This is a genomic window from Yoonia sp. 67-2 (assembly GCF_035117555.1).
Lineage (GTDB): Bacteria > Pseudomonadota > Alphaproteobacteria > Rhodobacterales > Rhodobacteraceae > Yoonia.
Map to the genome: position 1 here is coordinate 1 of NZ_JAYKPK010000015.1, position 23717 is coordinate 23717.

The 23717-nt window shown below is 55.4% G+C and carries 13 protein-coding genes, 8 pseudogenes and 1 other annotated feature; of the genes and pseudogenes, 6 read left to right on the forward strand and 15 right to left on the reverse strand.

What is annotated here, in order from left to right; all coding sequences use genetic code 11:
• Positions 1–425: 425 nt before the first annotated feature.
• Entirely contained in the window at positions 426–833 is a 408-nt protein-coding gene (locus VOY09_RS17560; protein ID WP_322896264.1) for a transposase, read from the reverse strand.
• 102 nt (positions 834–935) lie between these two features.
• On the opposite strand from VOY09_RS17560, the gene VOY09_RS17565 reads away from it, so the two are divergent.
• Positions 936–1331 (forward strand): hypothetical protein, encoded by a 396-nt coding sequence (locus VOY09_RS17565; RefSeq protein WP_322896262.1) that lies wholly within the window; start codon positions 936–938, stop codon positions 1329–1331.
• A gap of 103 nt (positions 1332–1434) precedes the next feature.
• On the opposite strand, the pseudogene VOY09_RS17570 reads toward VOY09_RS17565, so the two are convergent.
• The 3 pseudogenes from VOY09_RS17570 to VOY09_RS17580 all read right to left on the reverse strand — a co-directional run.
• Positions 1435–2178, reverse strand: a pseudogene (locus VOY09_RS17570) (IS5 family transposase).
• Between the two features lie 257 nt (positions 2179–2435).
• Positions 2436–2899 (reverse strand): annotated as a pseudogene (locus tag VOY09_RS17575) (integrase core domain-containing protein); the annotation flags it as partial.
• 28 nt (positions 2900–2927) lie between these two features.
• A pseudogene (locus VOY09_RS17580) lies at positions 2928–3139 on the reverse strand (transposase); the annotation flags it as partial.
• A gap of 370 nt (positions 3140–3509) precedes the next feature.
• Here VOY09_RS17580 and VOY09_RS17585 point away from each other — a divergent pair.
• Positions 3510–4595 (forward strand): hypothetical protein, encoded by a 1086-nt coding sequence (locus VOY09_RS17585; protein WP_322896259.1) that lies wholly within the window; start codon positions 3510–3512, stop codon positions 4593–4595.
• 282 nt (positions 4596–4877) lie between these two features.
• A complete protein-coding gene (locus VOY09_RS17590) occupies positions 4878–5243 on the forward strand; it encodes a transposase (protein ID WP_322896258.1) in 366 nt (121 codons plus the stop codon).
• Positions 5177–5301 (forward strand) — a sequence feature (AL1L pseudoknot). (Overlaps the previous gene by 67 nt.)
• Before the next feature lie 78 nt (positions 5302–5379).
• On the opposite strand, the pseudogene VOY09_RS17595 reads toward VOY09_RS17590, so the two are convergent.
• From VOY09_RS17595 to VOY09_RS17610, 4 genes and pseudogenes are all read right to left on the reverse strand, one after another.
• Positions 5380–6404 (reverse strand): annotated as a pseudogene (locus VOY09_RS17595) (IS3 family transposase); the annotation flags it as partial.
• A 273-nt stretch (positions 6405–6677) separates the two neighbouring features.
• A complete protein-coding gene (locus VOY09_RS17600) occupies positions 6678–8111 on the reverse strand; it encodes a hypothetical protein (RefSeq protein ID WP_322896257.1) in 1434 nt (477 codons plus the stop codon).
• Positions 8112–8544: 433 nt separating this feature from the next.
• Positions 8545–9333: a hypothetical protein gene (locus VOY09_RS17605; protein ID WP_322896255.1), complete on the reverse strand. Its 789-nt coding sequence runs from the start codon at positions 9331–9333 to the stop codon at positions 8545–8547.
• A gap of 611 nt (positions 9334–9944) precedes the next feature.
• A pseudogene (locus VOY09_RS17610) lies at positions 9945–10247 on the reverse strand (IS481 family transposase); the annotation flags it as partial.
• Between the two features lie 575 nt (positions 10248–10822).
• On the opposite strand from VOY09_RS17610, the pseudogene VOY09_RS17615 reads away from it, so the two are divergent.
• Positions 10823–11737 (forward strand): annotated as a pseudogene (locus tag VOY09_RS17615) (IS5 family transposase); the annotation flags it as partial.
• A gap of 259 nt (positions 11738–11996) precedes the next feature.
• On the opposite strand, the gene VOY09_RS17620 reads toward VOY09_RS17615, so the two are convergent.
• Positions 11997–12266, reverse strand: coding sequence for a hypothetical protein (locus VOY09_RS17620; protein WP_322896253.1), 270 nt, complete (start codon positions 12264–12266; stop codon positions 11997–11999).
• Between the two features lie 1109 nt (positions 12267–13375).
• On the opposite strand from VOY09_RS17620, the pseudogene istA reads away from it, so the two are divergent.
• Together istA and VOY09_RS17630 are read left to right on the forward strand one after the other, a co-directional pair.
• Positions 13376–14907, forward strand: a pseudogene (gene istA / locus VOY09_RS17625) (IS21 family transposase).
• A gap of 14 nt (positions 14908–14921) precedes the next feature.
• Positions 14922–15173, forward strand: a pseudogene (locus VOY09_RS17630) (ATP-binding protein); the annotation flags it as partial.
• Between the two features lie 260 nt (positions 15174–15433).
• Here the strand turns inward: VOY09_RS17630 and VOY09_RS17635 are convergent.
• From VOY09_RS17635 to VOY09_RS17660, 6 genes are all read right to left on the reverse strand, one after another.
• Positions 15434–16012: a hypothetical protein gene (locus tag VOY09_RS17635; RefSeq protein ID WP_323811300.1), complete on the reverse strand. Its 579-nt coding sequence runs from the start codon at positions 16010–16012 to the stop codon at positions 15434–15436.
• Positions 16013–16046: 34 nt separating this feature from the next.
• Positions 16047–18455: a hypothetical protein gene (locus VOY09_RS17640; RefSeq protein WP_322896193.1), complete on the reverse strand. Its 2409-nt coding sequence runs from the start codon at positions 18453–18455 to the stop codon at positions 16047–16049.
• Positions 18456–18624: 169 nt separating this feature from the next.
• Positions 18625–19935 (reverse strand): HlyD family type I secretion periplasmic adaptor subunit, encoded by a 1311-nt coding sequence (locus VOY09_RS17645; RefSeq protein ID WP_322896195.1) that lies wholly within the window; start codon positions 19933–19935, stop codon positions 18625–18627.
• The gene (locus tag VOY09_RS17650; protein WP_322896198.1) at positions 19922–22090 is read right to left on the reverse strand and encodes a type I secretion system permease/ATPase; all 2169 of its coding nucleotides are present in this window, start codon (positions 22088–22090) and stop codon (positions 19922–19924) included. Before VOY09_RS17650 ends, VOY09_RS17645 begins: the two co-directional genes overlap by 14 nt.
• A 23-nt stretch (positions 22091–22113) precedes the next feature.
• Complete coding sequence (locus tag VOY09_RS17655) at positions 22114–23487, reverse strand: TolC family protein (protein ID WP_322896200.1); 1374 nt, start codon at positions 23485–23487, stop codon at positions 22114–22116.
• Positions 23484–23714 (reverse strand): hypothetical protein, encoded by a 231-nt coding sequence (locus VOY09_RS17660; RefSeq protein ID WP_322896203.1) that lies wholly within the window; start codon positions 23712–23714, stop codon positions 23484–23486. The genes VOY09_RS17655 and VOY09_RS17660 overlap by 4 nt, the downstream gene beginning before the upstream one ends.
• Between the last annotated feature and the right edge of the window lie 3 nt (positions 23715–23717).

The window sequence follows — 23717 nt, forward strand, 5'->3', positions numbered from 1 at the left end:
AACAGCAGAAAGCTTTCTGGGCTTCATCGATATCGTTTCGATCCGCCTCTGGCTGCGTCTTTTGTCAACATGACCTAGGATAAAGGTAGAAAAATTTATCTTTTAATACAATTGCCAGTTTTACCGTTTCAATGTTGCCCGGAAAACAGCCGTGGTTTCCTTAGGCAGGTTGCCAAAATATATCTAATCTTGCTAATGGTGTATTATAATGGATCAATGCGTGAAGATACTACTTAAACGAAAAATAAAATACTGTTGATCGTCGATCAAACTTTTAATCGCGATCTCAAAGTAATGTCACCTTAGGCCCCGGGCTGCTAAAATGCTTTCACAACTGGTTAATGATCTTTACTTTAAATTGCATCCTAAAAAATGCCACAAACAAACAGTAAAATCTGCGATGACAGACTTAGCAACAGTATCTGTCAGGTCATCGGGGCCACCCATATCTGAAGACTCTTGCACAACGCATTGGCGATTGTGATCAGCTTTCGCGCAACTGCGGTTATGACAACTTTATGCGGTTTGCCTGCTGTTCGTAGCCGATCTGCGAAGGCTTTCATGGTTGGATTGTGATGCGATGCCACGAGGCCGGCTTGAAACATTACGTGTCTCACGGCGCAGTGACCATCAGCGATAGCTCGTTTCCCGCGAAGTGTTCCGCTGTCATGCGCGACGGGGGCCAATCCGGTGAGTCTGGCAGCTTCTTCGCCAGTGACGGTGCCGATTTCAGGCAATTCAGCAATCGCATGGTTCGCCAGATGGCCGGTGACAACATTCCTATCAAACGCATCGTGCGCCTGACCGGGCTGAGGCGTGGTCTTGTCCGACAAATTATCTGCGGCGAACGCGAGGACGTTTTCCGCATCCGCGAGAGCAGTCGAACACCTTAGCTACCGCGGTTGGAGCGGGAGTGGTCCAATGACTGCCAGAACGTGGCTGAACTCTGGCGCCGGCTCCGTGCCGACGGCTTTAGGGGCAGCCGTCGCGTTGTCGGGGAGTGGGCGACACGCCACCGCCGTGCCGAACAGATAGTGCCTTCGGGACAAAGAAAATCGCCAACTGCGCGCAAGATTGTGCGCCTCCTGACCATAGGCCGCGATCAGCTAAGCAGGGCCGGCGCCATTCAAGTTGCAAAGATAGAGGCCGCGTTACCCTTCCTCGCCACAGCACGCATGCTGATCGAACGGTTCAAAGAAATGGTTCGCAATGGCCGTGAAGACGAATTGGAGACATGGTTGGATGAAGCCGAAAAGAGCTTGGGCGGTGCTTTCACCCGCGGGCTTCGGCGGGATCAGGCCGCATTCGCCGCAGCCATGCGCAAACCCTAGTCGAATGGGCCGACCGAGGGACAGATCAACCGTCTGAAGACCCTGAAACGTCAAATGTATGGCCGGGCGAACATCGACCTGCTCAAAGCTCGGTTGGTAGGAGTTATTTGAATAATAGACGCCAAACACTGCACCAAAACTGAGTCAGAGCCAATCTTGGGTGCCGATTGAGATTGAGTCTGCCGAACATGATCTCGATGCGGTTGCGGCTTATGTAGCGGCGCTTGTCGTATTTCACGCTTACCTTGCGCTGTTTCCGACCGGGCATGCAGGCATATATCCCCCGGTCTTTTAACCCTTCTCTGAACCAGTCAGCGTCATAGCCACGATCGCCGAGCAGCCATTCGACCTGTGGCAAGCCTTTGAGCAATGCCCCGGGACCGATGTAATCACTGACCTGACCAGCGGTGACAAAGAGGTCAAGCGGGCGGCCTTTGCTGTCGCGGATGGCGTGCAGCTTGGTATTCATGACACCTTTGGTGCGCCCTATCAGTCGGCCCCGCTGGTCATTGGCCCTCCTTTTTACGCCCATGCTGGTCGCTGTCCGGTGAGCCTTGAGATAGGTTGCATCAATCATCACGGTCTTTTTCTCGCTATGCTTGGCGGCCAGACCGGTCATAATCCTGGCAAAGACGCCCTTTTAACTTCATCGCTTCCATCGATTGTAGAGTGTCTTGTGAGGTCCATACTCCCGAGGGGCATCACGCCACCACAACCCATTGCGATTTATGAAGATAATCCCGCTCCATACGCGTCAGTCATCCATACTTGGCTTGCTGTGGGACTTCGGGAAATAGGGCATCAGACGACCCATCTGCACGTCAGTCAGCCAGAAAAGATCAGACATATCACCGCCTCGTTTTCGGGCGGTGAATCACGCTTAGGAACCGATTTCAAAGATTCTTGACCCTAAAGACATACGATTATTATCTAAGATAACTTGGCGTACCAACGATCAATGTTAGCCTTATAACATCGCCTCGCAATCCCGATTGCGCACCTCCCCTCGCTGGAAATAGCGAGGGGATTTTTATTGTAATACATCCGAAGCTACTAAAGAATTTCGACGGCCTTATTATTCGATCATGTATAAGAACTAACGCAGCCGAGGCGCGAATGGGGGCGTTCGGTGTTGTCGTCCGTGCGCCAGGCAGCCAGCGTGGCGCGGGCATAGCGCAAAGACGGAAACAGGGTTTCCTTCAGGAGTTCGTCTCGCAAACGACCGTTGAAACTTTCGATGAAGGCATTCTGGGTCGGCTTGCCGGGGGCGATGTACAGCCAGTCTATCTTGCGGTCATCGGCGAAGGTCAGGATCGCGTTCCAGGTGAACTCGGTCCCGTCGTCAATGGTGATCGAACCAATGGCGCATCCATTGGCAACTCGTTGACCACCGTTGCGGGTTTGCCCGGGGTATCTCACAGGATTGCCAGTTCCCGCACCACTCTTGCACCTGAGAGTGAAGTATCCGCGATCAGGGCAAGGCATTCGCGTGTTTAGTCATCGACCACGGTCACGATCCGGAACCGGCGGCCATCGGTCAGCTGGTCCGAGACGAAGTCCAACGACCAGGGGGGCAGTTCTCAGTGACAATCAACACTTCAGGATCTCATTGGCCTGCCGGAGCTCACGATTCTCGCGCTCGAGCTCCTTTATGCGTGCCTTCTGGCACTGGTTTGGCCTGGCCGTTCGCCGCCATCACGCTGGGCCTGCCGGACCCAAACGCGAAGACTGTCTGGCGAACAGCCCAATTTGCTTGCGATCGCTGTGAATAAGGCAGCTTCGCTACGATAGTCGTCGCGGTATTCCATCGCCTACCGCACCGCACGTTCGCGAAACTCAGGTGAATACGGCTTCGAGGTCTTCTTGTTGTTTGTCTGTTCCACGATGGGCAATTCTCCGAGAATTTTGTCCTCCGGTAAACCCCGGGGCGGCTCAGTCCCGATCACACTGACGAAATCGGGGGACACCACCAGCCTGTCACCCTGATCGGAAGCCGGAAAACTCTGCTTTCGGGCGGTCCAACGTTGGGGATCGGATCAACTGAGATAGGCCCAGCATCAGCGGATTAAATGCTTCCTCATGGAAGGGTGCTTTTTCTCGATTAGAGCACTACGATTTTTTTTACACACAACGGCAAAGCTCTGTTATCGAGTTCTGAGAATCAAAGAGAAGCGAAGCATGCGCAATATTATTTTTCTGACCCTTGGCCTCATGTCGGGCGCAACCAGCGCTTATGCACAGTCAGTACTTGAGCGTGTGCTTGGACAGATTAATGGTGCTAGTAACCTCGCACAGGTGAATGGAACCTTCGTCAACATCGCAGAAAATATCGGGCAGGTGGCAACGCCGGCGCAGACCACTTATGAGCGAGGTGGGACGTTCTACACCGCAACCGAATATGATGCGCTCCTGGCCGCCGAACAAGCCAACGCCACCGCAGCATCAGCAGCGATTGCCAACAGCGCGGTGACGTTTACCTTTCAGGATCGTGATGGGCTAGGTATTCTTGGCGCAGGATATTATTTTGGGGACCCGGTAGCAGCGAATGCCGATCCGGCTCCAAGCGGAACGTGGTATGACACCTTGGCACTTGCCGTTGCAGGAGCTGGCCTTTCTAGTGAACTCGTGCTTGTGGCGACCATCATTAATCCCACTACGCTTACCTACACCTATCAAGTTGGGGGGAGTGGCCCAACATTCACAAACCCGACCGATGCCATCGCCTCGGTTACAAATCAATTTGAGGATAACCTAATTTCTACGTTCGAGGCAAGTTTCTCCGTTACAACTGCCGAAATGGAAGTTGGCGGGCCCCTCGCTGCCATTGACGGCTCGATCACGAACATAATCACGGGCGTGACGGCAGCGACGGCAGAGGCAGCTGCGGGTGTTGCGACGGCAGCAGAGTTCACTGTGCCAACGATTAACTTCGGTGAAATGGCAACGACAGCGCTTGGCGCTGTGAACACGGGCGACATCATGCTTGGAGTGAATTCTGCCGTCGATGTGGCCAGCACTTCGACAGCTAACGCGGTTTCGGCCGCGTTAACCCAGATCGGTGGCCACGCGGATGCCGGTGCGCTAGTGTTTAACGTGGCGAGTACCGCATCTGCGGTGAACGGGTCGATCCAGAACACTATGATGGCGGTGAATGGCTCAGTCGGGAATGTATCCTCCACAGCCTTGAGCGCGGTGAACACTGGCACGATCACGTCGGGTGTCAACGCGGCCGTCCAAGGTATAGTGGCCATGTCGGGGCAATAGGCATCCGGTTTGCAGTCCTCTCTACACCGTGTCCAGTGCCCTGCTACATAAGGCGGCTAGTTTCTACGCCTTCAGGACTTTTGAATGAGGGGCACAGCATCTTCCTTCGCCAGATTGGCGAGGGCGCAGATATGCCCTAGCATCTCAGGCCTGAGGGGGCTCCCCCAAGCCAATTCTGTAGCGTAATTTTGTACTTGTATGCACGTTGCGATGTTGTTGGAGACGAAGGTATAAACCACCTTTGGTTTACCGGAGGGCAAAACTCTCGGAGAATTGCCTGTTATGGAACGGAGGCACAACAACACGAAGACCTCGAAGCCGTATTCATCTGAGTTCCGCGGACGTGTTGTGCGGTTGGTGATGGAACACCGTGATGAGTATCGTATCAAAGCTGATTTATTCACGGCGATTGCAAGCAAATTGGGCTGTTCGCCAGACAGTTTTCGCGTTTGGTTCCGGCAGGCTCAGCGTGATTGCGGCGAACGGCCCTGTCAAACCACTGCTGAGAAAGCGCCGATCAAGGAGCTGGAGCGCGAGGTGCACGTACTTCGGCAGTCAAATGAATTCCTGAAGAAAGCATCAGCGTATTTTATCCAGGCGGAGCTCGACCGCCCATTTCACAAGAATCGGCTCGAACGCATTCATTGAAGAACACTGCGGTGAGTTCGGGGTCGAGCCGATGTGCAAAATGCTGCAAATCGCCTAGTCCACCTACTATGAGCGGCGCGCAATCGCGTGCGATCCTGATTGGGTATCAGCTCGGGCGTGACCTGCCACTGAACTTTCATCCAGCCGCGACCGGAGCCGGTAGCTGATTTACGCCCTTCGGCGCAGGTTGAGCAATCGCCCGGCGCGCGGAACTTTCATCGCGTGCAGCGGGTCGGGCGATTGCGGTGGTCAGGTGCAGGGCGAAGCCTGCGGGGGTCTGGTAGCCGAGGGCCGAATGGGGCCTTTTGGTATTGTAATCGGTGACCCAGGCCGCCATCAACTCGCGGGCATGGGCGATGTTGCGGAACATCGTCTCGTTGAGAAATTCGTCCCGCATCCGGCCGTTGAAGCTCTCGACAAATCCATTCTGCATCGGCTTGCCCGGCGCGATGTAGTGCCATTCGACCTTGTGCTCGGCGCACCACTTCAGGATCGCGTTCGAGGTCAGTTCGGTGCCGTTGTCGCTGACGATCATCCCCGGCTTGCCGCGGCGTTCGATTAGAGTGGTCAGTTCCCGCGCCACGCGGCGACCGGAGATCGACGTGTCCGGGATCGCCGTGAGACACTCGCGCGTGACGTCATCGACCACGTTCAGCACCCGGAAGCGCCGGCCGCAGGCGAACTGGTCATGCACGAAATCCAGCGACCAGCGCGCATTGGCCCGCGCTTCGATCAGGATCGGGGCCCTTGTGCCGATGGCCTTCCGGCGCGCTTTGCGTTTACGCACCGTTAAGCCTTCTTCCCGGTAGAGACGGTAGATGCGGTTGATCCCTGACGCCTCGCCTTCGCGCCTGAGCAGCACGAAGAGCCGCCGGTAGCCTAACCTGCGCCGTTCATTGGCCAGATCCCGCAACCGACCGCGCAGCGCCGTATCCGGCGCACGTTGTGACTGGTAGCGCACCATCTTGCGGTCCGCCCCGGCAATCTGGCACGCCCGCCGCTCCGCCAACCCGAACAGGGCCTTCAGATGCGCGACAGCCTCGCGCTTCACGGCGGGCGCTACCACTTTTTTGACAGCAGTTCCTTCATCGCCGCCATGTCGAGCATCTGCTCGGCCAGCAGCTTCTTCAGCTTCGCGTTCTCATCTTCCAGCGCCTTCAGCGTAATCCGCGATTAGCACAATGAAGCCAGGCCTCCTTCATCGTTTTTAACCATGAAGCCGCTAGAAGGGCGCGGGGCGCTAAAACGATTAAAAAAAAAGCGGCACCCGGCGTGCTTCCTCAATATGACCGACCCAACCACCAATCTTGAACTCACAGACTGACGTTATCAACGAGGGACGACCAAAGTGTTGGTAGCGGATGTTTAGGAAGGGACTTAGTGAATGCGATAAATATAAGCTTAGCTCTTTTGAACTTCATCACAGACTGCCAGTCAGCCTTCGCCCACCAAGCCAACATCTTCACGTGAATGCTTCATAAACTTTTCGCCTTTTGGTTTCCTTGCGTTTGGGCAAGGTCGGAAAATAAATGCCGATAGCTCTTTTAGTTTTTGAGGAAGCGTGTTGTTCTTTTCTGCTAGAATGACTTGTTGCTTATTTATCAGCGATAAATTGAAGGAGTATATATTAACGTTATCGAATGTAGGCAATTGAAGTTCTTGGGCGGAAATTATATCAGATATTAAAATGTTGCAAGGATCTGCATTATTCGTAAATTGTGATATCCTACGCATGTTATCAGCAAATAAATTATTTTTTTGACCAATGACGAGGAGGGAATAATTGCCAAGACTATTAAATAAAGGAATAATTTTCTCAGTTGATTCGTCGTTTAACATGTCTGCACCTATCGCGACGATCAGCTGTTTATCATTACATGTTTTTTTAATGGACTTAAGGAATATTTCTATATCGCGAATATCAGATGAAGTCATTGTCAAGCTACTTAGCTCTAAGACATCTATTACCCTTGTAAATCTTTGCATAGCGCTTTGGAGTTTTTTTCTCCAAATACCAATCTCTATGACAACAGAATCTTGCGGTACATTTCTGGCAAGATAAGCGCTGGCGGCGATGGCCGTATTGATACCTTCATCTAGAAGAATGCAAATCGTTAAGAGCGATTTATTTTGTAATCGTTGATCTAACTCAGCTTTTGATAAAACCGGTTGGTATTCTGGTGTATTTACAATGACTTTAGACTCTGTGCCAGATTCAGCAAGTGATTGATCGCCAGCTGCAATGGCGTCATAAGAATTACCAAATAACAAGGAATCTTTGCTCTGCTCTTTTTGAGTGGACTTTATAGGCTGAGTGTCAGAGGTATAATCCGTCTCATCGCTAAATCTTGGCAGGGAGGTGCAATAATTTACGACCACATATTTTACAACATCAGAGGTACTTCTTTCATAGTAGATCTGGGAGTGTACGGAATATCTGAAGTTTTCAGTTGGTATTGCGTAAAATAACCTTCCATATTTTATCTTATAGATAGTTAATATTTGCGTAATGTTATCAACTAGTATTTTGTCGACACATAAAATTAATTCGTTTGCGTCAAAGAGGCCGTTTATATGAATTTCAACTAAAGAAGGTTTTTCAGAAATAGTCCAACCAGCCCCGAATTTTCTCTCAAGTAACCTTAGCTTACACACAGAATGATCTAAGACAATATCAAGTGATTCTGCCGATTGCATCTCAACAATAACATTGCTTAATACGGATACTAATTCAGTGTCTTGATACTTTAGTGAACGAGTTTGCCTGAACAACTCACCTCGGAAGCGTTGGTAAACGACTAACTGCGTGGACGATACCTTTATTACTCTTTTGGAGAGTCTGATATCATTGTTCCTGATTGGGATCATATAAATTTTCTCTTGCAAAGCTACGTAATCATGTTCCTTGAAAGAAGTAAATTATATGAAGGTGTTGAGTGGGCTAACGCAACACGCTCGATAATCCCTCTTTTTACAATAATTTACGCACCTTGTTTCAGTGATCTTAGGCTTTAACCTTAATTTGAATTGCATCACTTGGGGTGATTACTAATTATGTCATTACCATGTAAGTCAAAGGTAAATTAATTCCAACTGCGCCCATAATTGACCGCAAAAGTACGGCAACTTTAACAGTAAAACTCTCGACTGTAAAAAGCTAGATAAACTCTTTCATTATATAGGGCGTCGACTTTGTAATTTCTTAGTCATCAGGGTCTAGTTACGTACCGTTCCTTAGAATTATATAATATTCTTAAATTGAAGCTTAGTGCATCATACATAACTTCGAAGTTATAATACGTCAGATAACGGATGACGCATAAAGTCTTCTCTGGATTTCAGCAAACCATACTTTTAACTCTTGCATTCCTGAAAGGACACTCCAGAAATCTACACCTAGTTCTTTCGGTATATCATTTTCGTCCATTGCCAGCACCTTTTGGGCAGAGCTGTAGTTCTGCTCCATTGGTACCCATAGCTCCGAAGAACACATTGGAATTTCAACGAAAACTACGTTGGTCCTATTTGTTCCACCAATGACCGACGCAAGCCTCGCACGTATATTGAGGCCTTCGAATGATCCACCTTGTTCGTTCAAACAGATATAGATATTTTCAACAGGTAGGCTGGTTTGATCGCTAAACCGACGTACAAGATCAGTCATATCGTCAACCGCGCGCTGTTCAGCTTTACAAATCAAGAAAACATCAACAGGTGGTGCTGAGCGTGATGCGAGAAGTTTAGGTGCCTGCCGAATTTCACCCCAGCGTAAGACTTGATCAATTACGTTTGCGCCCATGTCGATGATATAGCCACCCCTGAGAAACAGTGGCCCAAGCGCATCCCAATACCGGATATTTGCATTCATATCGTTTGCATCTTTTACCAGCGAAACACTTGGCCCAGTACCTAATTCCTCAACCGCGTTTGGGAACAGCCTACCGAGTTTAGATGAGCCCGATTCATCAATAAAGTCAGCAGATGCTAGTCTTAAATCTATGCCTTTTGCGTGTGCTGCCGCATATACAATCTGTGCAACGGTTGTTTTTCCCTGGCCACCGGCGTGTGCACAGAATATCCTAGTCCGCATCTAACAATCCTTAGTTATTTTTCAATTACTCTAGCTATAACGTTGTTTACTCAGCTAGATTTTGGTAATGTGCATCGTTGATCATACTTAAATCTCCTAGCAATAATTGCACACCACACGCAAGAGATACCGTTTGAACCTTGCGTTTTCAAGATATTTTAATCTCTTAAGCAGTCAATATCATCCTGGGTTCCACTTTATCTTCGGCAGTCTCCAAATTGTATGTAACTTAGGTTTTATAGACCATCTTGGAGTGTCTTACGTCACTGACACTAATCAGCAATAGATCTTTCGATACCCTTTTTGGCACAAATGATAATAATGTATTCTTGGCTATGTTCATAGAAACGTTTCCTATGGGAATATTGAGACGCCAAACTGTGTTCCGCATATGAGTCCAGCTCAGAGCGTGACATATGTTCGATGAGGATGTGGTATCTTTTAGATAGTTTATCTTTCTAGCCTGATCACCAACTCGGTGTAAGCAGGCCAGTAGCAGCTCACCGGTGCAATGTGTGGATTCATCGCACGAGTGTACGCTGGCGTGACATCAGATACAAAAGGAATTCGGTAATTGGTCACACTAATACTTATGGGGTCGACGTTGACGTGGTTGAACGCGTCAGATGCGGGATCGTCGGTTGCAGCGCATAGAGACAATCGTCCATCGGCAAGAAGGTTTGCCGTTTGAATGCGAAGGTTGTCGCCTCCTCGGCTTCGGTCAGCACAGTACAGCGAGGCTCCTTCGGCCCGGTCTTGAGGTCTTCAACTGTTTGGCGCTTGCGCCACTTCGCGACAGTCTAGGCGTTGATGCCCAGTTCCTTCCTCAACTGAGCGAGCGAGGCTTGCGTTCGCTGTATTGCAGTTCTAACGGCGGGCGTGGGCGTGGCGCTCCTATGACGAACTTGTCCCACAATGCTTCCTTCCATTCCTGAGAAAGGATCACACCATCGTAAGCGTCCGGTGTCGGCGCTCTGACGGCGTGATGGAGTGCCTGCTAGATGTCCACCAACGGTAGTGGACATCTTGAGGTGAGCGATGGCGGGCATGAAGGGCCAGAAGAAGCGGGTCTGGTCGGACGAGGGGAAGCTTTCGATCTGTACGCAGGCGCGGGTTTCGGGTGTCTCGGTTGCGCAGGTTGCGCGGCGATATGCGATGAACACCAAACTGCGCCGACACCGGACGTTTGTGGACGCCCCCATGAATGCAAGCACTTTTTTTGGCACGATAGGGCATGTGATCAGGTGCAGTCTTGTGTCCGGCCTCAAAGTTGCGGCCTTTCAGACGCCGCGGGCCCATATGGAGATATGCGGGTTGGGTCCAGTTCGGATACCCGTGCTCGATGGCACATCGTCCGGAATAATGGGTATCCCAACCTGGTCTCATGACCGTTTGCCCTTACGTTCCTCCGTCCTGCTCACATTCGCGGCGACACCCCGGCGAGCTTGACCTATGCGGTCGCCATCGCCGGATCTCTGTAATCTTCACGGTCGATACCACGGTGATGGAAAAGAACATCGTGCATCCGACGGATGCCCGGCTCTACGAGAGAGCACGGCGCAAGCTCGTCGCGCTGGCGCGTGACGCGGGCATCAGTTTGCGCCAAAACTACAACCGCCTCGGCCCCCGGCTGTTCGTTCAGGTTGGCCGCTATGCCCATGCCAGGCAATTCAAGCGGATGCGCAAGGCGCTGCGCCGGCTCAAGGGCTATACCGGGCGCGTGCTGCGCGACATCGAACGACAGATGGACAAGGTGGCCGAGGGGCCGCTGAAGACACAGTTGCAGGATCTGGTGGCGTTGGTGAACCGGCTGCTGGCGCAGAAGCCGAAGGACCGCAGGAAGCTCTACAGCCTGCACGAACCAGCCGTGGATTGCATCTCCAAGTGCAAGGCGCACAAGCGCTACGAGTTCGGCACCAAGGTCACCGTCGCCACCACCACTGAAGGCGGCTTCGTCGTTGGAATGCGTGCGCTGCCAGGCAATCCCTACGATGGCCACACGTTGCACGAGGCGCTGGAACAGGTGGAGATCCTGACCGATCAACGCCCCACCATGGCCTTTGTCGATCGCGGTTATCGCGGCCACGGCGTCGAGACCGTCAAAGTCTTCATCAGCGGTGCCCGTCGCGGCGTCACCAGAACCATCGCGAAACTGCTGCGACGACGCAGCGCCATCGAGCCGATGATAGGCCACATGAAAACAGATGGCCGCCTGACCCGATGCCCGCTGAAAGGAACCACCGGTGACGCTCTATTTGCGGTCTTGTGCAGATGCAGTCACAACATACGCATGATCCTGCGCCATCTGAGGAGCATTTTGTGGCAGTTCGTCTGGCTGATCACAGTGCTCCGAGGGTTCATGCGCGGTGAAAGCCCAGATCAGGAACTTCAAATCGCCGCCTGAAATCGTTGTTCAGGATGAACTAAGTAGGAAACGCGCAAGATGTCGTTACCCTTAGCAGTATAGTATCCGAAATCGTTCCAAACTACGTCTATACGTTTTTGATTTGACATTGAGCGCAATCATTAACCACCAAGCTACAGTGCGTATGACTGTGATAGCCCAAAATAAAATTTGATTTTATAAGCGCTCTTCGCGACCTGCACTGCGATAATCAGAAACGGTGTCTCCCAGAAGATTTTACTCTACTGAGAGGAACACTTTAAAAACGGCCCTCAATGCCGATGAAATAGGCGCTCCCACTTACCCCCCGCAGTGGGCGGCTGATTTTTGTGAAAACGCCCACACCGTCAGTAATGCCATAAATTACACCAGCTGAAAATGCATTTGATATCTCTTCATTCAGTGATATGCCCCCAATTCCTGCAGACCATGACCAATGCCCTTGCTCTGCATCACGCAGATTTAATCCACCAAGGGCAGTTACTGTGCTTAGGCCGTCCCTGATTGCTTCAAACTCTTTCTCCAACATACCGCCAGCAACGCCCTGCTCACCCGTGTCGCCTTTTGGGCCTATTGGTCCTACTGCGCCCTCTGCGCCGGTTGCACCCTGTGGGCCTGCTGGTCCTTGCATACCCTGCGGGCCTACCGGTCCATCTGATCCGGTTTCGCCTTGTGGACCTACTGGTCCTTGCGCACCAGTCGTACCCCTAGGGCCTACCGGTCCTTCTGCGCCGGTTGGGCCTTGAGGACCCTGAATGCCTTGAATTCCCTGAGGGCCCTGTACGCCTTGGATTCCCTGAGGACCCACTGGACCCTCTTGTGCAATTACAACGTTGGATATCAGAGCGGCTGCCATGGATAGAAAGAACGTTATTCTTGGCCTTTTCATTTTATTCTCCTATTTTAAAATCGCCTCGCTGCGACTATCCCATAGGAGTTACGTGAATCAGTGTGATCATAAGTTTACTTATGATGCAATAAAGTTACTTGTTCAAAATTTGTATATACCCTTAGCGTTATAAATAAATGCGAAAGAATTTATATAAACTAAAGTTATAATCCTAAGTTCACTTCGATGGCTCGGATGAGGGAAAGTATGCGCGGTAGCGTCACGAGGTTGGGAGTAAGCAAGTAAAAAAACAAAATGAGCGAGTTAAATTTATCGCCTAGGATTCAACTCTTATGAGGCGGTTGCCTGTTGATTGTCGCAAAAAACTGTCCTGGCAACAGTAGAAATTGTCATTAAGAACTTCGGAGGTATCCACCTCGTCAGCTCTCAGTGAAGATCAAAAGTCTGCTATGTTTTTGCCAGATCGCGCCCTGCAAATACGCAACTTAGCGCTAAAGTAAATCCCGTCAGATTCTGGTGGAGAACACACCTGATTACGACGGGCCACGGACAAAAACCCATCACAAAATCAGTTATGTTTAGAGAATTTTTGTACCCATCCGTTGAACGCCGCAACCGTGCTATATCAATCAGAGGCTTCTGGGTGTGGCTTTCGGTTTGCGCTGCGTGTTTCGCATAACGGCGGGCACATATTTCACTCGATCGCGGGTAGTGTTTTCACGAGATCATGGGCAGGACTGGCCAACGAATTGCAGTTACTCCGCCTCCTGAAGAACAGGAGGATCGGAATGCCAACAGGACGTTTAACCATGCGCCGTATTCGGGACGTATTGAGATTGAGATTTGCCCAAGGGCTGAGCGAGCGTGCGATTGCCGCCTCGCTAGGGCTTGGGAAAGGAAGTGTTGGGACCTATCTGCGCCGCGCGCGCGACGCTGGTTTGGCGTGGCCGCTGCCGGACGGTCTGGATGACGACAGCCTTGAGCTATTGTTGTTTCCAAACGCATCGGATGTATCTGACCCGGGCCGCCCGTACCCGGACTGGGCGGCGGTCGATAAAGAGCTGCGCCGGCGCGGCGTGCCCCGCATGTTGCTGTGGCAGGAATATCGTGCGCGGCACACCAAGGGGTTCGGCTACACTTGGTTTTGTACCATTTCGAGGCGTGGAAGGGCCGCGTCCAGCCGAGCATGCGGCAGACGCATGTCGGCGGTGAGAAGGTATTTATCGATTTTGCGGGTGACGCGATCGACATCGTCGATCCGGCCACTGGGGAGGTCAGTGAGGCCAAGCTGTTTGTCGCAGCGATGGGTGCCTCGAGCTATTCTTATGCTGTGGCCGTCGCCAGTGAAGGGCTTGAGGACTGGATTGCGGCCCATGTCGGAATGTTCGCCTATCTGGGCGGCGTGCCGCAGATCGTTGTGCCCGACAATCTCAAGTCAGCCGTGATCAAGGCTGATCGGTATGATCCCGGCCTGAACCGGACCTATGCTGAAATGGCGGAACATTACGGCACGGCGATCCTGCCTGCGCGCGTACGCAAACCCAAGGATAAAGCCAAGGTCGAAGTGGCCGTCCAGGTGGCTCAACGCTTGATCCTGGCGCGGTTGCGCAATCACAGGTTCTTCTCGTTGGCAGAGCTGAATGCCGCGATTCGGCCGTTGCTGGACGCATTGAACATGCGTGTCATGCGCGATTATGGGGCAAACCGTGCGGATATGTTTGCGACGCTTGATAGACCGAAACTGCAGCCATTGCCTGCAGAACCCTATGTCTTTGCGCGTTGGAAACGTGCCCGTGTTGCGCCGGATTATCATATCGATTTGGATCGCTGCTGGTATTCCGTGCCGTTCAGCCTGATCCGGCAGGTGGTTGACGCGCGCATCACCCACAGGACCGTGGAGATCTTCCAACGTGGCACGCGCGTCGCCAGTCACCTGCGTGACCCCGGACGCCGCAGCCATATCAAGGCGCCAGAACATATGCCCTCGGCTCACCGCCGCTATGCGCAATGGTCGCCTGCACGGATCCTGAGCAGTGCAGCAAAGCTGGGACCATCGGTGGCTGCATTTTGTGACATCGTGATGCAGGACAGGCCGCATCCCGAACAGGGCTTCCGGACCTGCCTGGGCATACTGTCGCTGGCCAGAAGCTTTGAGCCGCAGAGGCTTGATGCTGCGTGTCGCCGCGGGATCAGCATCAAGGCCCGATCGGTCTCATCTATCCGTTCCATCCTGAATACCGGGCTTGATCACGCCTTCATGGAACCCGAAGAACTGCCGCTGCAACACCCCAACATCTGCGGCCAGAAATACTACCACTGAGAAGGAGAAGACTCTTGCTGACACATCCCACTTGCGACCGCCTGGAGGCGATCGGACTGATCGGTATGGCACAGGCCCTACACGAGCAGCGCCGCGCTGGCGCTATGTTTGAAAGCCTCAGCTTCGAAGAAAGACTGGGCCTGCTTGTCGATCGCGAAGCCGCAGAGCGTGACGCCAAGAGACTGGCAACCCGGTTGCCCTTTGCCGCCCTGCGTCACGCAGCCTGCGTTGAAGATATCGATATGCGCAGCCCGCGCGGCATCGATGTAGGTATCCGGCGACTGGGCCTGTTTATCAATAAGAAAGAACCGGTCGGCATTCGGCATTGTTTTGATCTGCCGCAGCGCAGAGCGCGCGAAATTGCGCCAGTCATCGTTGTCTGATGCAATTGTTGCGGGGAAGGACGTCGATTGAACAGCGGTTTGGGAAAAAGGATCAGTCATAACGGCCTCCTGTTGGTGATGAGCACATCGTGCTGTCGGGGATTGATCCGCGTCACTCATGGGCGGCGCGGATAATGGTGCAATTAGAGGCTCGGCTCACCGCGGGTCTGCATCGTCTCTCGCGCGATCAGTGCCTCCAAAGCAAGGTCGAGACTGTCCAGCGGACGGGCCGCAAGTTCAGGGATGGCGCTCAGCGGCACCGTCAAGTTGATACCCGGTGCGCAGGTGAAGAATACAACATTTGCAGGAAGAGCGACCAACGCAGCGATATCGAAGTCGCCGACCTCGTAAGCGCGGGTGCCCAGCGGATTGCCGCGATAGCCCTTGCGCATCCTGAAGGCGTACCCGCGCGGCCCAGGGTGCGTGCGGGTCTTGATCTGGATGCGCACAGTGCGCTGTCCGAGAGGAATCAGCCGGTCTGCGGAAGCCCCGTCAGGAAGTGGAGACGGGTGCAGGCCATGGCGAAGAAGCAGGCTGTCAACGAGCGCCTCCCCCGCGAGACCGATAAGACGAGCCCGACGACAGACAGCGTCGGATGCCACATTGGGATATGCGCCCAGATCGTGGAGAGCGTCATGCAGAAGATCGGAATCGTCGAGAAGGCGGTGAAGTGTCGGGTAAGCAGATGTGAGAACGGCGATCTGCGGGCTAAGTTGCGACATGGCAACCTCCATTATGACGGGTTCTACCCTTTACCTAAGCAAACTCTGCGCCGCTGCTCAAAACGGTTGGGAAGCTGAAGCTGCCTATCGCGCTGCCAGCGTCGGAGCTGTCGATGAAGATATTCTCGATCACGATGTCAAGCTGAGGTGCGGCACCCAGCCGGGTGGTTGTGAACTGGAACAGCGGCGTTTCAAAATCTGTGATTGCTTGCAAGGCATAAGCCGAGATGATCAACTCTCGCGCTACTACATTTACCAGCCCCGCCGTCACGCCAGAAGCAAACACGATAGATTCGGGCAAGATCGTAAATTCTGCATCCGTCAGGTCGATGACCATATCGAAGGATTCGATCCCCGGTTCGGGGTCGAAATCCGGCTTGAACATGACCCCGATCTTCAGGTCATCCCCGCTCTGCAAGATCGGGGTCAGATCAAGCTGGGATTCAATGATCTCCACGGTTCGGGCGGGTGATGGCACGGCGCTGCCCGCCGCATCATTCACGAGCGCGCGAAAGCTGTAAATGCCGGGAGCAAGATCGTCTTGCAGGGCGGTGGTGGTCGTCCAGCTTGCGCCCCCGTCAAGCGACAGCTCGAAGCGCGGTTCAACCCCTGCGCTGCCGCCTGATGTTGTCAAGGCAAAGCGGTTGTCCACGCTCTGCAGATCACCCGGCGTGCCGGTATCGATGAAATCGGCAAGGACCAGATCACCCGGCGTCACCACGGCACCGGGGCCGGTTGGATCTGTTGGGGTCCCAATTTGCTGAACCTCACCATTGCGCAGGTTCACCACGACGGCAACGCCTGCGCCGGTCAGTTGCGCCACGACGGCTGTTTCCAGCGCGGCGGCATCCGCGGCCCCGGGCGCGACTTGCACCGACACGGCAGGTGGGCTTTGTCCAAAGTCGATCTTGTTGGCCAACAGGTCGGCCAGCGTATCGATATCGTCCGCCTTTTCGACCACGATTTCAAGACGGCCAGATCCACCGGTTTTGACGCCTGTCACCCCGGACAATTGATCCACTGTCAGGATCAGGCCCGAGTTGATCACCACATTGGCGACACCGACGAAATCAGCAGCGTTAGATAGGTTGCGCAGATCCACTACGCCATCATCCACGATCAGCGTCCCGCCATTCAGTGCGATCTGGCTGCCTGATTTCAGCACAAGCGTATCGTTATCATCGGCGGGCATATCAAAGGTCAGCGTGCTGCTGCCACCGCTTCCGTCAAGCATGACCCTGACAAGGATCGTGGCGGTTTGTGCTGTCGTGGGCGAGAATTGGGCGGTAACCTTTACATGGCCGTTGCCGGTGATCGCGGCCGTGTTGCTGACGGTATTGATCTGCTCATCGGTCAGTACCAGCGTTGCGGTCCCGTTTACGACAAACTGCGCTGTCGTCAAATCCGCACCAGAGGCAAAGGCGACCGTATCCTGCGTTACTGCCGTAGCCGCCGCAATCGTCACGGTGGCTGCGCCCAAATCGGCGGCAGCGGCAAATACGACCCCGCCCGTGGTGTCAAGCGATGCGGCAACCGTTGTCGCGGATATCCCCGACAGATCGACGTCCGGCAGGCTGTGCAGGTCGGTGACCAACACGGTGCCTGCCCCTTGTACGATCTGCCCCGAAAGCCGGGCCGCTGTGGCTGTCAACGATGCACCGGCCCCCAGCGTCACGACGAAGCCTGTGCTCAGATCGCCGGTGAAAACAAGTGTCTTGCCGGCTGTGATAAAGGCACTTCGCCCGCCTGTAACGGTGATATCTGACAGATCTGCGGTTGGTGCTGCTTCCAGCCGCAACAGCGTCACCGCGCCGGTCCCTGTCAGCGAAACACCGTCCAGATCGGCGGCATCGGCTGATAGGGTGATCTGTGGCACCACCAGCCCGTTCGTGGCCGCCACAGCCAGCGTGACAGCCGCGCCGCGATCCGGCGTCAAGACGTAATCCGCCCCCTGCCGGGTCAGCACGACATTGCCATGATCGGCACCGATCGACCAAAGCCCGTCAAGCAGCGCCACCAGCCCGAACAGATCCTGACCGGGGGTAGTCGTTTCTTTCGTCGCTGCGGGGTCGGCGCCACCCCCGCCACAGGCAGCCAGTGGCAACAAAAGAAAGGGCAATAGCCCTGTGCGATTTTGGCGGGTGCGGTTGCGGACCCATGCCGCCACCAGCCGCGCGCGCGCTGCTGGATCTGCAGGCAGGGATACCGGCGCAAGCAGGGCGGGCGAAGCGGCGAGGTGGGCTGCAACCGCGGCATCATCGGCAAGAACATGCACGCCCTGCACGGCGACACCACAAAAGCTTGCCGTCCGCAGTGACAGGCCCATCCGTTCAAGGGTGTCCGGCTGGACCTGATAGGCGCATAAGCCACTGGCCTGAACCATACCTTCAAGCGGAACATGGCGGGCGGCAGGACAGGCATCAAGGCTGAAAGGCTGTGTCATCGGGTACTTTCTTTATGGGCTGCTGCCAACAGGATCAGGTGGGGTAAGGCGGTCACCGAGACTGACCGCGTCGTCGTTACGGCACCCGCCAGCGGAATGATCCGTCGATAAGCGCAGCTATGCTGCGGGACAGATGCCGCTGGTCGCGGTAACAGCGCGGATGTGCGGGTCATTCGCGCAACGCCAGTTCGCGCACCTTGGCGATCGGTTGCCAGATATAGGCCAGCACGGTCCGCTTGCCAGATAGCACATCGACCGTCGCCGTCATGCCAGGCAAAAGGCTGATCGGCAGGCCGGTTTCGGGCAGCACCAGTTCACCCTCGATCGCTATATCAACAAGATAATGGCTTGCGCCGGGGTTTGCGGGATCCACCACCGCATCGGCGCTGATCCGGGTCACGCGCCCGTCCACCGTGCCATAGCGCGTGGAATCGTAAGCCGAGAGCCTGATACGCACATCATCCGCCAGCCGGATGCGCGAGATATCCTGCGGCATGATCCGCGCAGCAACGATCAGCGCCTCGCCGGTGGGCACCAGTTCCAGCATCACATCGCCCGTGTTGACGACCGCGCCCGGCGTGTGGAAATTCAGGCGGCTGACGATACCTTCCATGGGTGCGCGGATCACCGTGCGGCTGACGCGCTCTTCCAGCCGGGGTATCGCCTCGCGCAATTCGCCCTGTTCGGTGACAACGCTGATCAGTTCCTCCATCGCGCGCAGGCTGAAACCCGCGCGGGCATTGGCGATTTCGGTTTGCATTTCGGTGATGCCGGCTTCGGCCTGCACAATCGCAACCTGCGCCCTTTTGTTGTCCCCCTGCGCCTGTTCGTGCTGGCGCTGCAGTTCCAAAAGCCGCGTGGCGGGTGCGATATTATCGCGCACAAGCGGTGCCATGACTGCAATCTCTTGTTCCAGCAACACTGCCAATTGGCTTGTGGTGTCGCGCAGGCTGTCGGCGGCCTGCCGATCCTGCTGGCGCTGTTGCAGGCGCTGATCCAGCACCGCTAATTGCCCGTCCAGTGCGGCGCGGCGCGCGGCGAAAAGGCTTTGCTCTGTCAGGGCAACCAAAGGCGCACGTGCCATCTGTGCTTGTGCCAGCGCAAGCGATGCCCCGTCAATTTCGGCGCGCAGGCGCGTTTCGCGCAGGTCCAGCGCCGCCAACCGTTGGGCGACGCGGTTCAATTCGCTGGCTGCATCGACGGGATCGATCTCGAACAACACGGCACCTGCGGCCACGACCGTGTTTTCCGCCACATGCCTGCGCAAGATCACCCCGCCTTCGGCGGCCTGTACCATCTGGTTCTGCACTGACGCGACGATCCGCCCTTCACCGCGGGTGACATTGTCCAGCTCGGCCCAGCTTGCCCATAAGAGCGTCAGCCCAAGCAAGGCCATCACCGTCAATAGAATGGCGGTCCCTCCCGGCCCTTCGCTGCCTGTCATCTCGCGTGACAATGTCTTGAAATCATGCCCGGACATGGCGGTCTTCCTGACGTATCACGGCACCACGCCGGTCGGGGACGGTATCGGCGATCACTGCCCCCTGATCCATCACCAGCACCCTGTCCGCCAGTTCAAGCAAGGCGTTGCGATGGGTGACCATCACCATTGTCCGGTCGCCTGCCCAAAGTCCGAGCCGCCCGATCACAGTCTTTTCGGTGGCCGTATCCATCGCGCTGGTCGGTTCATCCAGCACCAGCAGGGCCGGATCATGCAGCAGCGCGCGGGCAAGGGTGATCGACTGGCGTTGCCCGCCTGACAGACCTTCGCCCCGCTCGCGCAATTCCATGTCATAGCCTTGGGGATGGCTGGCAACAAAATCATCCACCCCTGAGACACGGGCAATGGTCAAAAGATGGGCATCGTCGTGTTCGTAAAATCCCATCTGCAGGTTTTCCTTGATGGTGCCCGAAAACAGCCATGCTTCTTGCAGCATGACACCGAGGTTGCGGCACAGATCGGACCTGTCGATCTGGCGCAGATCGACACCATCGATCAGCACGGCCCCTTCTGTCGGTACGATCAATCCCGCGATCAACCGCGCGAGTGTTGATTTTCCCGATCCCATCCGCCCCATGACGGCCACCTTCTGCCCGGCAGGAATCTTGAACGACAGGTCACGAATGATCGGCTGGTTGCTGCCCGGAAAGCTATAGCTGACATTGCGGAACTCAATCCCGCCGACCAGATGTGGCCGACTGAGCGTAGGACGGTCGGGCGCCATGGCAGCACTTTCGACCTGCATGATCGCAGCAAGCGCACGATAGGCCTGCCGTGCCCCGTTTGCCCGCGACATCGCTGCGGCAAGCTGCGACAATGGAGCCAATGTTCGCCCGCCAAGAATGACAGCAGCGATCATCGCCCCCATTGTGATCACCCCGTCGCGGATCAGGAAAACGCCATAGAAGATGGTGGCAATCTGCGCCAGTTGCTGAACCGAGGCCGCGAAATTGATTGCGAAATTCGACAGCATCCGGTTTTTCAGGCCCAGTTCGGACTGTGCCTCTGCCGCGTCCTCAAAGCGGCGCCGCATCAGCCGCCCCGCGCCTGTTGCCTGCACCGTTTCCAGCCCGTTCAGAGTTTCTATCAGAACGCTTTGCTTGGACATCGTGGTCTGCATTGCCTGTTCCGCGAGACGGGCCAAAAATGGCTGGATCACCAGCCCGGAGACCACCACCAATGGCACTGCGATCAGCGGCACCAGCGCCAGCGGCCCCGCGATCAGCGAAATAATCCAGATGAAGAAAAAGATGAAAGGTAGATCCACGACCGCCACCAGCGTGGCCGATGTAAAGAAATCGCGCAGCGTGTCGAATTCGCGCACGATGCTGGCCAAGGCACCAGATTTCTGCCGCCGGCTGTCCAGCGGCATCTGCAGTATTTTGTCGAAAATCTGCCGTGACATGCGCGCATCGGCCCGCTTGCCCGCCCGGTCGACAAACTGGGCCCGCAAGGTCTTGATGATGAAATCAAAACTCAGTGCGATCAGGACGCCGACCGTCAACGCGATCAGCGATTCAATCGCGGCATTGGGGACCACCCTGTCATAGACCACCATAATGAACAGCGATGTCGACAAGCCAAGCACATTGGTAATGGCCGCCGCCATTAACACTTGTGCATAAAGCCATTTGCCCTCTCCTAGCGCGCCCCAGAACCAGTTTTTGCCAGCCGCATCGGCTATGGCTGGATGCTGCCGACGGGCCAGGATCACATGCGACACAAGATGCGCAGCAAGCTCTGCCAGCGCAACGTGGCTGTCGGTTCGCTGGCCGTCCACTGCAAATCTGCGCAGAACCGCACAGCCCCCGGTCTCAATGGCAGTGATTACTATCGCGCGCCCATCGTGGTCAAAGCCTATTGCCGGGCAATGTGCCGCGCTTAGCCGATGGGGTTTTATCGTGCCAAGACTGGCGCTGAATCCAGCCTGCCGCAAGGCAGAAACCGCTGCCAAGGGGGTAAACCCGGGCTGACCCGGATCGGCAAGATCGCGCACCCCCCCCGGCGAGATAGCGCGACCCGCCAACGCCAGCAGCTCCTTGACGCAATAGACAAGGCTATCATCCCCGCCTGGCGCGGACAAAACTCCGGCAGACGTGGCGGGCTCTGCCGAGGTGGTGGCGCTATTTGACAATGGGGCGGTATCCTGAGGCAGTATCATTCGGAGATGTGGCGCGTGAGTGTACCATTTGCGGCATCTTCCAGCGCGATCAGGGTGCTAAGCCCGCCGGTGCGCGCCGCGATGGCCAGCAATAGGATTTCGTATTCTGCGCGCAGCGCGAGTTGTTGATCCTGCGCGCCATATATCGCGAGTTCAGCGTCGATCAGCTCACGCAGATCCGCGCCACCTGTTTGCAGCTGTGCGCGGGCGGCTTCAGCCTCTGCGCGGCTCAGGCGGAGCTTTTCCGCACTTAGCTGCAGCGCCCTGTCGATTGCTGAAAGCCTGGACAGCTCGGCCTGTAGCGCTTCAGCCAGACCGTCTTTGATCTGGTCAAGCCTCGCCTGATCGGCAGCGACGCGCGCGGTGGCGGCAGCCAGTTGCCGCTCTGCACGTCCACCATCACCTAGTGTGTAATCCAGCCTGAGGCCCAACGACAGATCCGGGGTAGTGGCCCGGTCTTCTGGGCCGCGCGCGGCAAGCTGCAATCGTGCGCGCGGCCCAGAATTGGCCTCGGCTTCGGCCAATGCGGCTTCGGCGGCAAAAAGAGCCGCTACCTGTTGTTGCATGATTGGTGCTTTTGCGGCGTTCTTTGCAAGCGCCGCAGCGGCGGTATCATCCAGCAACCGGTCTGGAGCAGGCAGCACCCCCGCTTGTGCTGGAAACCGCCGCGCAAAGTCGCGTCGCGCTGTTTCAGCTGCTTCTTGCAACCGTTCTTCTTCAAGCCGCATGTCGATGACCTGGCGCTGCGCCTGGGCCAGCGCCGCCTGATCCAGCAGGCCATTGTCGGCCATCCGTGCGATCTGGGCGACCAGCCGCGCCATATTAGCCGACCGGGTCTGCATCTGTGTGGCACGCGCCTGATAATGCCATAGCGTGATCCATAGTGTAGCCGCCGCGAGCGCGCTATCGTTGCCAGCAGCTATCCGGCCCTCGCGGGCTGCCAAGGCTTGGGCCGTTACACGGTTCACGCCGGCGACCAGAGCACCACCATCATACACAATCTGCGACAACACCAGCCCTGCGGTCGCGCCGCTACGCGCAGCCTGATCGCCCATCGTCGTACCCAGATCGAGGCTGCCGACAAGCTGCGGCTGGCGCAGGCTAGCGGCAACCCCGATTTGGGCCAAAGCGGCGGTTTCTTCAGCTTTGGCTGCGATGTAGGCGGGATCGGCCAGCACTGCCGCCCGCAGCGCAGGGCGGAACTCGGTGGCTGGTGCTGTCGCCTGTGGCGCGGGTATACTGGAGATGCTGTCCAGCCGATCCACCATGGCCAACTGCATCTGTGCGATTCCCATCGGTGCGGTACAGCCAGTCATACCCAGCAGGATTACCGCAGGGCCAAGGGCACGATTTCTGTTGCGCTGGGTCATGTCGGCATCTGCGGCGCATGTTTGACAGGCAGCGCATCATCGGTGGCTGCAAGCTGCGCGGCCAGCGCTTGGGCATAGGCTGCCTGCGCTGTTTTATAGACCTGTATTTCGTGCCGGATATGCTGCATCCGCCTATCCAGAAATTGCAGGCTTGCGGCGGTGGCGCGCCCGTCATCGCAAAGATCTTCTGTATGACATGTGATTCCGTCGATCATTATCCGCGGCATGAT